General features: G+C 60.6%; 7 protein-coding genes and 1 pseudogene. 1 reads left to right on the top strand and 7 read right to left on the bottom strand.

Annotated elements, in window-relative coordinates; all coding sequences use genetic code 11:
- Positions 1-159 precede the first annotated feature (159 nt).
- The 6 genes from VARPA_RS03295 to VARPA_RS03270 all read right to left on the bottom strand — a co-directional run bounded on the left by VARPA_RS03295 (position 160) and on the right by VARPA_RS03270 (position 10,721).
- Positions 160-1,164 (bottom strand): Wadjet anti-phage system protein JetD domain-containing protein, encoded by a 1,005-nt coding sequence (locus VARPA_RS03295; protein ID WP_013539123.1) that lies wholly within the window; start codon positions 1,162-1,164, stop codon positions 160-162.
- Positions 1,161-5,552 (bottom strand): hypothetical protein, encoded by a 4,392-nt coding sequence (locus tag VARPA_RS03290; protein ID WP_013539122.1) that lies wholly within the window; start codon positions 5,550-5,552, stop codon positions 1,161-1,163. The genes VARPA_RS03295 and VARPA_RS03290 overlap by 4 nt, the downstream gene beginning before the upstream one ends.
- Before the next feature lie 9 nt (positions 5,553-5,561).
- Complete coding sequence (locus tag VARPA_RS03285) at positions 5,562-6,290, bottom strand: hypothetical protein (protein WP_013539121.1); 729 nt, start codon at positions 6,288-6,290, stop codon at positions 5,562-5,564.
- Positions 6,287-7,645, bottom strand: coding sequence for a hypothetical protein (locus VARPA_RS03280; RefSeq protein ID WP_013539120.1), 1,359 nt, complete (start codon positions 7,643-7,645; stop codon positions 6,287-6,289). Before VARPA_RS03280 ends, VARPA_RS03285 begins: the two co-directional genes overlap by 4 nt.
- Positions 7,646-8,109: 464 nt before the next feature.
- Positions 8,110-9,171, bottom strand: a complete 1,062-nt coding sequence (locus tag VARPA_RS03275; RefSeq protein ID WP_013539119.1) for an AAA family ATPase — start codon at positions 9,169-9,171, stop codon at positions 8,110-8,112.
- Positions 9,156-10,721, bottom strand: a complete 1,566-nt coding sequence (locus tag VARPA_RS03270; RefSeq protein ID WP_013539118.1) for an ATP-dependent nuclease — start codon at positions 10,719-10,721, stop codon at positions 9,156-9,158. Before VARPA_RS03270 ends, VARPA_RS03275 begins: the two co-directional genes overlap by 16 nt.
- A gap of 639 nt (positions 10,722-11,360) precedes the next feature.
- Between VARPA_RS03270 and VARPA_RS03265 the strand changes: the two genes are divergently transcribed.
- Positions 11,361-13,352, top strand: coding sequence for an ATP-binding protein (locus VARPA_RS03265; RefSeq protein WP_013539117.1), 1,992 nt, complete (start codon positions 11,361-11,363; stop codon positions 13,350-13,352).
- Between the two features lie 191 nt (positions 13,353-13,543).
- On the opposite strand, the pseudogene VARPA_RS30415 reads toward VARPA_RS03265, so the two are convergent.
- A pseudogene (locus VARPA_RS30415) lies at positions 13,544-13,946 on the bottom strand (transposase); the annotation flags it as partial.
- Positions 13,947-14,071 lie beyond the last annotated feature (125 nt).

The raw sequence follows: 14,071 nt of genomic DNA, 5'->3' as shown, positions 1-14,071 counted from the left end.
TTTCGGATCTCTGTCCTCTGTCCGAGTAGCCGTCAACTGAGACCAAAAACTTCCCGTGTCCTTTCTCGGGAGCCTTGTGACCCGGCGGTCAAGAGCAACCGGCGCAACTGCGCTTTGGCTGCTGACTCCCTCCGCCTTTTTCGGTATCAAACCTTGGCGCTAACTAAGAGGGATAACGCCTTGCTGCAGCGTCTCGGAGCCTAAGGCCTCCTGGGGGAGCCAGTCCCCTTGCCTCCAGATCGCGTGGACAGCCGATGCCAGCGGCTCTTCAAGCCAGGTCGCCACGAGATCGAATGGAGCTTCAGTACACTCAGGCTTCGGCCTGCGCACACCGTTGGATATCAGCCAGGCATAGAGCTCTATCGCAGGGGAAACCTGCGGCTGGCCGGGGGCGGCTTTTCGATTGAATTCCAAGGGAATGCGAACTCCCTTCGGATCCAGGTCGCCGAAGTACAGGGCGCGTCCTGCTCTCACTTCACGCATCATCTGGGCGAGGGCCGCTCCGGTGCTCTGGAAGGCCTCGCCGCCGCCGTAGACCACGGCAGAAAAGTAGTTCGCCGTGGTATTCCATTCCCCAAAACTCCAGTACGCGTCTTTGTTTTCCAGGACAAGGGCAGGCCGGCCGGGGGCTACGGCCGGGCGGTACGGAAGAGGCGCGGAGACCTGGAAGCACCCCAGAGCTGAAAGCGGGAGCTTGCCAAAAAGCATTCCACTTTGGCACATGCGTTCCAGCCGCTTCTCGTCGCCGAAGATCTCCAGCGACCGCTCCTTGGCCGGCACCAACGGCAGGAGGCCACGCCGGCGCAGGAGAAAGTCGTTCACCGGCATCAAGGCCTCGAGTTGCGGAGCCTTCAATCGGGGCCAGAAGTCCAGTTCCGGCGCCCAGGCGACAGTGCCGTAGTCCCTGCGGCCGGCCTGCTGCGGAATCCTAGCAAGGGTGATCCAAAGCGGTAGTGGAGGCTGGCCGAAGCTCTCCCAGCTCCCGCGGGCCGGCAGCTTGAGGTGGCCGGCGATTTCCAGCTCCTGCAGGCCTTTCAGGAGCTGGGCCCCACGTTGAGCGCTGTCTTGCACCTCAGGGAAGGCAGCGTAGAAGTGCCGCCGAATCTCATCGAGCTGGACACGTCGGCGGGGGCATGTCCGGAGATTCTTCAGGAATGTGTTCACGTAGCCGGTGCCTCCTCGTGTTTCGGCGTGAAGGTGTAATTGGCTACCTCCAGGTGCCAGCGTCTCGTTCCGGTATGGGGTCCGGCCTTACGCAGGCGCACGAATCGGTTGAACTCGGCCAACGCGTTGTAGTCCTCTACCGCGGTCGCGAAGATGAGTTGCACCCCCATTGAGGCGGCCAGCAGGCGCTGGGCTTTCCACATGGCCCCCGAGGTGACCTTTGCGAACGGATTGTCCAGCAGCAGCGGCCCCCCGGCGGACTTCTGGACGCTGGCGTAATTTTCTGCCCTCAGCTCGTTGATCAGCAGGTACAGGAACATGGCCATAACCACACCCTCCCCTCCCGAGTTCGAGATCCGGTCGACGACCACGTACTGCTCCGTTTCCTCCACCGACATCTTGAGCATCTGGATGCCGAGCGGGGCGCCGTACACACGCATCACCGATTCAGAGATCAGGTCCGTGCCGGTCACCGGAATTGCTTTGCTAGCGGCCAGGATGTCAAGGTAATCACGCATCCGTTGCTTTCGCAGATCCGTGTTGATGTTGCTGAAGTTCGCCCGCATCCGCAGCACTTGCTTGCCCCCGATGTACGGGGCGCCGGCTGGCACGCGCTTGTCGGAGCTGGTCGCCTTGTTCAGGGTCGAGATGGCGATGCGCACGACTTCGGTCACCTCCTCGATGCAAGCGTCGAAATCCGCTTGCATGGTGTCGAGAGTGGACTTGGTGGTAGAGATGCGATCATCCAGGGCGGTCAGGATCTTCTCAGCCGCGCGGCACGTGTCTTCGAAGCTATTGACCTGCATCTGCTGCGCAACGGCCGCATCCGCCTTGGCGAAATCTGGTGATGCAGCTGCCTGCTTGAGGTCGTCGAATTCCTCACGCGCCTTGTTGCCAAGCTTCTTCACAGCCGCGCCCTTCTGCCCGTACGACCTGCCCAAGGCAGCGACCTGCGCGGCGGCAGGTTGCTCCAGAACGACGGGGTCTCCAGCGTCGAGAGTTAGGCCGGTCAGCGCGTGTGTTTCGGCCACGATCTGCACGACGGTAGTCTGCTCGGTGAGGCCCAGGGCGCCGCAAAGCATTTGGTCGGCGTTCTGATCCATATCGGCCTGCGACTTCTTTTCCTCGGCACGCAGTCGTGCCCGCTTGCCGGCTTCAATTGCCGTCTCGGAGCGAGTCACCTCAACTCTATGCAGTTCGTCGAGACGAGCAACCTCGCCCTGCAGGTCATCAACCCCCATGGCGACGATCGCAGGATTCGGCGGAGCGTTCACGAGGCTCTTGTTGCTGGCGTACCAGCGCTCGGCGTCCCTTATCGCTAGTTGCTCGATCGTTTTTTTGTCGACCTGCGTGCCGCGGGCCTGCTCCATCTCACTGCTCGTTTCCCGCAGTACAGCATCGTGATCGACATGCAGGTACGGCTTCATGTCCGTGGCCGTCACACCCTTGCAGGTCTTGGCGAATTGGTTGGCCTTCTCGGTCTTCTTGTCCCGCTCACTTTGAAGCTTTTCGTGGAGCTTGCCCAGTACATCCTCCTCCTTAGTGCGATAGATCGATGCGGCGTCCTTGTACTGGCCGCGCAGGATGTCCAGGGCGCGCGGATGCTCCTTCAGGTGCTTCGCCGCGTCGTAGTTCTTGTCGTAGTACTCGATCTGGCCGCGCTCCGTGGCCATGCCATCGCGCTTAACCGTTTCTTCGGCCCGCACCGTCGCGTCCGTCGATTCCTCGACCATCAGTTCTTCCAGTTCAACGACCGCAGCCGCGCGGTCTTCCTCTGCGGCAGCGATCAGGGCCGGCAATTCACCGAGGCGATGCAGGCGTTGGGCTCGACCGGCATCGTGGTCCCGAATGAATTCTTCCACTCGGCGCATGGCTTCCGCAGCCGCGGCGCGCTGTTCCTCGCTCTGTCTCGCCTTTTCTTCGCTTTCTTCAGCGGCCGCCTCCTGCCGGACAGCGTCTTCGTCCAGGCTCGCGGCGCGCGCTCGGGTTGCCTGCGAGTCCTCGGCGGTGACTTGCTCCTTAGCATGAGCTTCCGCCAGGCGCCCTTCCCCATAGGTGGCCAAGAAGGACTCGAGCTCCTGCTGTGCCTTTACGCAGCGCTCATACCGCTTTTCCAATGCCTTGCGTTCTTGGCTGTCCGCGTCCATGGCCGCGGCGAGCTTCGGGGCGAGTTGTGCGGCAGCCGCGGTGTTGAAGGCCGAATCGTCCTCGGCGACAACCACGCAGCGGTCGGCTTGAGGCGCTGCTGGATCCAGGCTGGCCACGGACACCGTGACGGGCTTGCGGGGCAGCCGGCCGGTCCATGCCACGCCGGCGGCCTTCTCGAATTCAGTCCGGGCGACGCACACGCCCAGAAAGCGCCCCGGGTCGCTCTGGACCAATGCTCTGGACCGCTCCGCATCCTTGATTGTTTCGGCCAGGTACTCGTTGAACGGACGAGCAGACCGGACCCCAGCGTCCCGCAGCACGCGCACCACGTGGGCCACCTCGGCACCGGCGCCGGCAACGCCCGTGCTCTCGATCGCGCTCTTGGTGAGGTTCAGCTCTGCATATCGGACGTCGATCGTCGCGATCTGGCGACTGTAGGAGGCCACTAGCGTGGCCAGCCGCTGGTGAAGGATTGGCGAGAACGGATCGGCGAGGTCTGCCTCCGCTGCTTCCGTCAACGCGGGATGCTGCGACAGAGCCTCCCGCGCGTGCTCTCCTTGCGCGATGAGCTCCTGCAGCCGGCGTACGTCCTGCTCCAGCTGCACCGCCCGCTCCGTCTCGGCCCTGGATTCGCGGCGCAACTGTTTGGCGGTCTCCCGCTGTTGCCGGCGCGTGGCGTGGTGGCTCTCGCGGTCGCGTTGGTGCTGCACAACCGCATGCTGCCAATTGACCGCCGCAGCGCTCGCATCCCTCTCCACGGACTCGATGAGGCCCTCCGCTACAAAAGCGTCCAGGCGCTGGGCTCGACGGGCCTCGGCGCCATTCAGGTTCGACTGCTCCTGCGCCAGGGCTCGCTCTTTCCGGTCGGCATCGTCGCGAGCCTCACCGAGCGTTCCGCGAAGGTCGTGCCTGATCTTCTGCTTGGTGGTCAGGTCCTGCAGCAGCCGGGTCAGCCGGGTTTCTTCCAGGAACAGGGCCGCGCGCAACAAGGAGCCCTGCACTTCAGCATGATCCTTGATTGGCTTCAGGCCTTCCGCCTGGGCCTCTGCCACGGCCTCGAGGTCCTTGATCCGCTGCTCGCAGGCAAGGATGTCCTTCTGGAGAACAGCGGCGCGCACGAACCGCTCCTTGTCCTGCAGGTCGTTCACCTGCTTGTCCGCGGCTTCGCGCTCGAACTTGGCCATCGCTTGTTTTTTCTGGTGCAGCACGTGCAATGCCGTCGTGTACTCCCGCGCCAGCCGGCCGCCCTCGGCGTCGGCAAGTTGGCGAATCTGCAACTGCAGCTGCTCCTCCCGGCGATGTTCCTTCTCTGCTTCTGCGGATGTGACCTGGCGCTTCTGCAATGCGAGGCTAGTCAGGGCGCCCTGAAGCTGGATCTGCCCCTGCTGCGCTACCGAGTCCAAATAGGCGCGGGATGCGTCCGCGAACGTGGACATCTGGCTCCTGAAGAGAGTCAGTTGGCTATGACGGGCCTGGTACTCGGGCTTGCGACTGTGCTTTTCGCAGACCTCGACCACGAGCTTGCGCGCCTCATCGGCGCGGGTGGTGTCCAGCGTGAGGGAGAAGAACCGGTGAATGAACTCGGACTCATTCTTCATGCGGATGAAGGCGTCGAAGCCTCCCTCCTGCGCCGAAAACCCCACTTGCATCTGCAGCATTTCCAGGTCGATCAGCCGGTCGACCTGCAGGTGCCTCTTCCACTCCGCTTGGTTCTTGACGAAGAAGACGTCGGGGTTGGCTGCCTTCTGCTCCTGCAGCCACCGGGACACTTCGGCGAGACTAGCGGCAGGCGTCGGGCCGAGCCGCGGCGCCGGAAGGTTTTCCAGCCGCAGGTCAGCCTGTTCCTGGAACGAAAAGAAGATCCTATCGACATCCGCCGGCTCCACGGTGGCACGCACGGACACTGCCTGCCCCACAACGAGGCGGATCGGTTTTCCTTTGGCCGTGCGGGACGGCAGCACCCATTCCACGGCAATGAAGCCTGGGATGCCGGTCTGGTCAAAGTACTGCGAGAAGCGGTTGTTCGCCTCTTGAAGGTGCTTCAAGAACTTGTTCTGCTCGGTCTCGAAGCAAGAAAAGATCAAGCTCATTAAGGTCGTTTTGCCGCCGCCGTTCTCCAAATGGAGGATGGCGTCGGTGGGGGCGTCGGTGATCGGGTCGGTCAGCGGCAGGATCTCCCCATCAAACCAAGCCGTGCGGTAGCCACAGTGCCCCAAATAAAAGCGACTAATTCGCTGCATGGTCTTCTCCTAGCGACGGGCCGTGCAGAGCTGGGCCATCTCGAACAGGCGGCGCAGTGCGATCTCCCGCAACTGCACGCGAAGGCGGTGGGTGGCGGTGTAGCTGGCCTGCGGGTCATCCTCTGTACCCCGATCAAGCCGCACGAGGCCGCCTTCCACCATCTGGTTCAACGCGATCTTCACGATACCTGCACCCGAGGACGGAGCTGCGCGGACGCTTTCGCGCAGGGTTTGAGGAAGCGCGCATACCGCCTCCCAGCCCGGTGCTAAGTCCAGCGGGATGTCCGCAGGCAGCGGATTGGCGTCCTTCAGGCGTTGCGCGAGGCTATAAAGGGTGTCGCGGCAGGTTGCGATCGTCACTGGTGGCGGGATCAGGCTGTCGTCGTCGAGCGACTCGCTGGTTGGATAGAACGCCGCACAGATTGAGATGTGCGCTAACACCAGGGCGACCCGGTGAGGCTGCTCCATGCCGTGCGCACGGATATCGCCTAGCCGCACGGCAAAGCGGCTGTCCTTCGATTGAGGCACGAGCACCAGCCCGCGCAGCTCGCTGGCGTCAATGATCTGCAAGGTAAGCCCGGTGGCCACGTCCTCGCACATTCGCCGGAAACTTGCGTCCACGCGAAACAGCGCGGCCAGCTCCCGGTACTCGGTGTCGCCGGCGGTCGTTAGGCTTGTCTGCAGCGCCTTGTAGATCAATGTCGCCGCGTTCTTGACCGATGGTTCTGGTCCGTTCACTGGCCGTCTTTCTTGAAGAATTCGAGGTTGTCGCCGCGTACAAAGTCCAGGATGAACTCCTCGCCGCTCTTGCGTGACGCCATACCCTCAAAGGTGCTCTCACTCTGGGCAAAGGACTGGTAGAGGATGAAGACTAGGCAGCGCTGGGACGCCGCAGAAAGGCCGTCTTCGCGCGCGAGCTCGAGCAGGAAATCCGCCTGCCAGGTGGCGTCCGTTTCGAACTTGGCCGCGAGCCAGTTGCGAGCCTCGTCCACGAGGGCTTTGGGAAAGGGGTCGGGAACGGGGTTGAACTGCTCCAGCTCACCCTCGTTCTCCGCTGAGGGCGTATCGTTGGTACGGGTCTCCCGCAGGATCGTGAAGGCGGTGTTCAGGTCGAACATCTTCAGCGGCTGGGGCGGATACAGGGCACAGAGGAAGTTGTCGGCCTCGGCCAGCAGCACCGGCGAGTGCAGCTGCATGACGTTAGGGAAGATAACGCTTTCGAGGTCTGGCAACCCCATGGGCCGGCGCGCCCGGAAGGCAGCCTTCTGGGCTGCAATAAACAGCTCGTTGGAGGCGGAGATGTCCCGTACCAGCTTCATCCGGATGTCGCCGGCGCCGCGCAGAGTTTCTCGCAGCAGCACCAAGTTTTCCCGAGTATGTAGTTCTGTAGCTTCGTGAAGCGCGTCGCCGACTGCCTGCTCCATTCGGAAATCCTCCGCCTGACGGTCGCTGACGTGTTTGCGGGCCTCAGCCAGCCGGCCCTGCATCTCCTTGCTCCAGTTCACCGACGACGGGGCCCGGTATGCCTGATGCAGCTTGTCGCTAATCAGCTGGCGGAATTCAATGGAGAGCTTCCGGGCGCGCCGGGCAATGTCCAGCGCCGCCTCGAACCGACCGCGCCGGACTAGCAGGTCCAACATCTTCTCCATCAGCTCCTGGGAGTCCTCCGGCGACAGGTCCAGCATGCCCAGGTACACAAGGTATCCCTCGGCGGTGGGGGTGTACCGGTAGACATCCTGGGGATCCGGCTGGAACTGCACCAGCCGGAACCGGAACATCCGCACGCTTCCGGAAGGGGCGTCAAAGTATTCGGCCTCGAATTCCCGGTGTTTGTTGGCTTTGTTGTCCAGGGCGTCGAGGACGGCAGTGGCCACCCTCTGCGCCTGGGTCAAAGTCAAGCTAGGACGCATACGGGCGGCCGTGTCAGCGACATGCTGCAGCACCTCGGACGACATACTGCCCATGGAGATCGTTGTGGCCTCCATCATGTGATCCAGTGCCGACAGCGCCAAATAATGGGTGTCAACGCCATCGAACGGGCTAGAGCCGTCGGCCTCCAGCACAAGTGCCTTGGATCGTTCCAACTGAAACATGGGCCGAAAGAGCAGCACGTTCCTCTGCTGGCGCGATAAGTCCAGCAGCCCGGCGTTGCTTCGGCTGGAATCGAGGGCGCCTGCGGGAAGCGAAGGCTCTCTCACGGGTGCGGCGCCCCGCGGCCGTTCTGCATGATGTTCCTCCAAATTTCGCCGCGGAAGCCCGCTGCAACAATTCGATTCAGCATATCAAATAGAACGGTCCGACCCATAGCCGGCATGCGCGATGGACTTCCCCAGAAGCGCGTGATAGGCAAGGGAAGGTCGCCTGCTTTTAGCCGATCGGCGACTATGAATTGGTCACGATCAGTTTCCGCTCCCAGTCTGACGCGTGCGTACGCGAAGGACTGCGCAGCGGCTGCTGTCGGTCACGGCGAGGACTCGAACGACCGCCACTATCGAAGCAGTTCATGGCGGACCTGCCATTCCGAGCGGAAGGGCTGGGGGCCGCGCAGTCAAGATGTTCAAGCTGAGCGGACGTGACGAACATCCCGGGCTTTTTTGAACACTTTCAGCATCGTGTCCGGCATCACATAGAGGTCGCCGCGCGCACGCGAGCACGCGACGTATAGCTTGTTCCGTGAGGTCGCAGCCATCTCGGTCAGCGTACCTGACGAGAAGTGCTTCCAAGACTCGGCGTTCAGGACGACGCAGACGTCCTGATAGTGGTCGCGCCCCTTTGAGTCGCCCCAGGTCTGCGAGTAGCAGCCGTACCGTCCGTGCTCTTGATAAAACAGCTTAATAGTGCCTGCAGCAGCGTGGAGCTCTGCCGCCAGTGATGGTTCGTGGACGACTGAGACTTGGGTGGTGCGATCCGAGTGCGCATAGATGTCCACACCGATGTTGTCTCGGATGAACGAGCACACTGAGGAACTGCAGCGGTGGCTCTTGAGCAAGGACGTCGTGTCAACCACCAAGCCGGCAGATCGCAAGGCATCCTTGAAGCGGTCATAACTGTCGTGCAGCCCTTTGTTGACCGCGCCATCAGCGCTGGTGGAGTACGTGTGCTGATAGAAGTCACCGACTAACAGAACCTCGACGTTGGCCTGGACAATCTGCTTGAGCAGATTGAAGTCATGTCCGCCGAAATCCTGAACCTCGTCGATGCAGACTTTGTCGTAGTAGCGCTCCAGTCGACGCTGGAGCGTCGGAATGCAATCATGCACATCCAAGACCTTCGCCATTCTCGCGTGGTAGATGCGGCCGCCTGTTGTGACGTACCGGTCACGGCTCTCGAGCTTCTGGCGCGATGAGTACTCACTCGGCCTATCGAACGAAATTCCCATGGTCTGCATCTTCATCAGAAGCAGGGGTCGATAGCAGAACGAGTTCAAGAATGTGAAGTAGGTGCAGACGGTGATGTTGTCCGGGAGATACCCGAACTTTGCAAGAACGCGGCGACGAATTTCTTCACAGTTACTGTCTGTGTAGGTGATGAGCAAGACCCGCTTCGCAAGATCCAGTTCGTTGATAAGGCGGGTCGTCTTCCCTGAGCCTGCGACCGCGAAGACTACTCGTTTATCCACTTGATGGCCTCCTGCATGTACCCAGGGGCCACCAGCTCGGCCTCCTTCGCCAGCAGGAGGTCAAACGCGGCGTCAGCCTTGTTGGCGAGCATGTACGCCAACGGCTCAAGCTTACGCTTTGGCTTGCGGAAGACCTCGTCGCAAACGGCCTTGTTGTCTTCGTACAGACAGATCTCGAAGGTTGTTCGTTGCTTGTAGTCGGCGTCTGCAAAGACTTTGGCATGCGGCATCATGTGCTCTGCATAGTTGTCGACGCAGTTCTTCTGGTAGTCGCCGTCGTTGTCGCGAATGACCGCAGTGCGCACGCCCAGCAGCTTGGCGAGGTCTAGATAGCGCTTAAAGCTCGTACCTCCCACCGAGATGACGTGGACACCGTCCTTCCTCAACGTGGACCCTGAGTGCTTTTGGTAGAGCGCATCCAGGAGGATGAACTCGGCATCGCCCTCCACGAGGATCACCTTTCTCGACAGCGCAAACTCGAGGACGTTGTTATCAGGCGCTTTCATGAAGAACTTCGCGGTGTCAGATGGGAGCTTGTTGAGCCGCGCCTGCTGACCTTGCTCTCCAAGCAGGATGGCTTTGCGCAAGTCAAGCCGAGCGGAGATCAGGCTGCTGTGAGTTGCGATAAACAGTTGCTTGTTCACCGATTGAGCGATTCGCTCGATGAGCTGGTGCATCGTCGCGTGGCTCAGGTGGTTCTCAGGTTCCTCTAGGAGCAGGACATCCAGGCCACTTTTTACGCCCTTCTTACTCAGCGCGAACTCAGTCTTGATGAAGCACTGCCGCCCCTTGCCCTTACTCTCGATGGGGATCTCGTCTTCGGTGATGACCAGGTCGGACTCCAGGTTGGCCTTTGCGCTCGTGCGCACGCCGAACTTGTAGTCCACCAGTTTGTCGTTCAGCTCCCTCAGTTGGGCGTTCTCGAATCCGCCTTTGCTTTGTCGATAGGCGTTCTCGAGCCTGCTCCGGTTCCCGACGTCCACGTGCATCGCGAACACCGAACGGGTGTATTCCCGCGCCGCATACTCGCTGTCGATTCTGGAGCTATCGATTGCCAGGTGTCGGACGTGCCTTTTGACGCTGGAATACGCCTCGCCCCCAAACGTATAGAACTGGACGCCGTAGTACTCGAAGGGGAAGTTGGTCGGGTCTTCCTTCAGCGCTTCAGCGATGTCCTTGCTGAAGTCGAGAATCGGCTCAAACGACATGCGCAGCCCGTCACGCTCGAGAACCTTAGAGTTGTTCTTTCCATTCAGGCCAGGCTTTTTGTCGGCCGAGAGGTAGACCTCAACGAACAGTTCCGGTAGTCGGCCTACGGTACATGGCCCTGCCTGAAATGCCCTGACAGCGTCGGCGTTGAGTAGCGTCTCGAGTCCGATGGTTTCGACCCTGCTGCGACTTCCGCTCATCACAAGTTCCAGCGCCAGCAGCACTGAGCTTTTCCCCGCCTCGTTGTCCCCGATGAGGAGGTTCAGCTCCGGATCAAACTCGAGTTCCAAGTTGTCGAACTTCTTGAAGTTCGACAGCACCAGCCTTTCAATCGTTGGCATCCTCGCTCCCAGTTTTTTCGCTTCGGCACACGGGTCGACTTCGAGGGCCGCCCTCCCAGGCGCGGCACCTCAATCAGACCCCAATGTTATGCGAGCGGCGTCGGCACCTCGCAATCGCGATATGCCTGCCGTCTTGGTCTCGGAATGCGTCATGGGCGGACTGCAGGCACAGCCGGCCTTACGCCATGAACGAATGCCAGACGGCCACGCCGATGGCGGCTGCTATGCAGCGGTTGCGGCCGCTTGGACAGCAACTCTTGTTGACCGGTTAAAACCGAAGCAGCTATTCCATACGGACGCGTGGCTCGCAATCTCACGACCTGCCGCAAAGGAAAGAATGCTTTATGGCGGCTCTCCAGTAGCAGGCGTGTGCGGTCCGCAGGCCAAGGGATCAACCGATGGCACTCATCGGTGCATTCCTTTCAGGCCAGCAACCGGATAGCCAGGAAAAGAAGTGATGCCGACGCTACTACCGCCGATCGACATGCGATGCATTCGATTCAACTTCCCCTCGCCAGCCATTCTTGCCCGGAGAAACGAAGGGTCGGTTTTCGGCGTCTCGACGCTCTAGGCCACTAAACTGCATGCTGAACTCGCCCGCACCTCGCACGGGCGAGATGAACAACTCAGATACTTAGCATGGCGACTCGACAAATCTCAGGAAAGACGGAACTCAACGGGGAGGGAATCAAGAAGCATTTTCGAACCACCGATCCGTGGCGCGCGATTGCCGAGTTGGTTTGGAATGGCTTCGACGCCAAGGCGCTTAATGTCGGAGTGCTGGTTGACGAGGGCCCGATGGGCGGCGCGACGCGAGTGGATGTCTCCGATGACGGAGAAGGCATTGAGCTCGAGACGCATGCCGAAACGTTTGGCCGATTCAACGACTCGAGTAAGAAGGAGGACGTGACGACGCATGGCTCACATGGTCGCGGCAGACTGTCCTTTCACAGACTCGCCGAACGAGCCGTTTGGTGGACGAATGCGGCCGGATCGGGACCCGCGCGGATCGAAGTGAACGGCGCGGCGCTCACGAAATATGAGGGCTGGTCAGTGGAGTCGTCGGCATTGCCCGCAGGGATGGACGTAGGCAAGACCGGCACGACCGCGGAACTGTTCAACCTACATGCTGCACTGCCGACCACCGCGGAACTTCATAAGCTGCTTTCCATCGAGTTCGGTTGGTTCCTCGGACTCAATCCCACGAAGAAACTCCGCCTTAATGAGACGGAGGTGGCGGTACCGTCGCACGACCTCACACAGCGCAAGCTCTCCATCGACGGCCATGACTTCGAAGTGTCGGTCCTTCGCTGGGACCTAAAACCAGGCTCTGAGAAGTCCTACGTCTATCTCTTGAACTCTTCGGGCAAGACAGTTGATAAGAGGCTGAGCACCTTCAACCACAAGGGGGACTTCCACACCAGCATCTACGTCGGCTCAAAGTGGGTTGACGCTTTCGAGCCGAGCGGAGGTGACTTGGCCAGCCCAGATGCGACGGGCTTCGAGTCGGAGACGTGGCGAAAGGTGGCGCGCGAGCTCAACAAGATCACCAAGTCTGTGTATGAGGACTTTCTGCGCAAGCAGTTCGAGCGGGAGATTGAAGGCTACGTCGCCGACGGCGTCTTTCCTACCTACGCGGGCCTGCCGGAGGACTACAAGAACTGGCGCTTTGAGAACACCAAGAGCATCCTGCGCGCCATCTACACCGCCGATCCGACGGCGTTGAAGTCGCTAAAGAAGAACCAGAAAAAGATCATCGTTCGGCTCCTCGACAAGCTGGCGATCTCGAACGAGAACGACGCCATCTTCGAGGTGCTCAACAGCGTGCTGGATCTCGACGAAGTCTCGACTAAGCTGTTCGCCAAGCAGCTCAAGAGCGTATCGCTGCAAAGCATCGTGTCAGCGATCGAAGTTCTCCGCCGTAGGCACGAGGTAGCCGACAAGCTGCGGACGCTGATGAACGACCACTATTTGGAGACGCTCGAGACGCCGGACTTGCAAGGAATCATCGAGGCCAACACTTGGCTTTTTGGCAGCTCCTACGAGACGCTTGGGGCCGAGGAGGATACGTTCACCAAGATCGCCAAATCGCTTCGCGACGCGGTCAAGGGGATCGACGACATTACCCTGGACGACTTGGAAGTAAATGAATCCGCAGCCATCGAGGGCGCGAGCAAGCAGACGGATTTGTTTCTCGCCCGCAAGGTTCCGCACCACGATTCGATGGGCCGCAAGATTTATCGTTGCATCGTGGTGGAGATCAAGCGCCCAAGCATCGCGCTTAACTACAAGCACCTCCAGCAACTCGATGGCTATGCACAGCTCATTAAGAAGCACGCGGAATTTAACAGCGAGGCAATGCACTTCGAGCTCATTCTGATCGGGCGCAAGATATCCGAGGCGGACACAGAGATTCGTAGTCGCATGCAGGGCCAGGTCGCGAAAGGATTGCCTGGCCTGATCAGCGACGACGAGCGCATGAAGCGCTTTGTGCTTAACTGGTACACGTTGCTGGACAACTTCCTGCTGACCAACCAGGCCATGATTGACGCACTTAAATTGAAGCGCGACTCGTTCGCAGGCTCGTCCCGTATGGAGCTCATCGCCGATCTTCAAAAAAAGGTAGCCTAACGGCTCGAGTCATTCGTCGCGGCGTAGGCCCGCCGTCGCACGGATTCAATCCCAAAGCGCGGCTGCCGCAAGCGGGTTGAGACACCCAATATTTGATATCGGCCTTTGCCGCCGTTCCTCCCCGAAGCATGACTGGCTGCAACCAGCTGACGTTCACCCCGACAGGTCAAAAATAAAGTCTCGATTGCTTCCCATCGGCGATCGAAGTGGACGACAGGCCGTTTGCCGCAACCGGAAATCGCCTCGATGGCGGCGTCCAGCATCGTGTTTACAAGTTCAGCGTCCACGCGCCTGCCCGTCGACCAACTGACGACCTACCGTCGAAGCAGTCGATCATGGGTGACAGGTACATCTTGCCGGCGGCGATCTGGAGCTCTGAGATGTCGGTGAGCCATTTCTCATTTGGGGCGGCGGCCGTGAAGTCGCGGGCGAGTAGGTTCTCCGGCGCCAGGCTGATCTCCCCCAGATGGGAGTCGTACCGGCGGCGCTTTGGCTTGGCGACGACCAGACCTCCTACTTCATCAGGCGCAGGAACACCTTCCCCGACAAGCGCAGGCAGTGCCTGCTCAGCGCCGCGCGCAGACGCGGCATTCCGCTCTCAAGACGGGACGACATGATGCCCCCCGCTGCTTGGCGTCCTGTCGACCATTGGCAGCGGGACGTCCCGCAGTTCCAACTCATCCAGCCACTTGAGCAATGCCTCGCCGGTGACCGGCGAT

It is taken from the genome of Variovorax paradoxus EPS, assembly GCF_000184745.1.
Lineage (GTDB): Bacteria > Pseudomonadota > Gammaproteobacteria > Burkholderiales > Burkholderiaceae_C > Variovorax > Variovorax paradoxus_C.
This window is presented reverse-complemented; position numbering and strand designations above follow the sequence as displayed.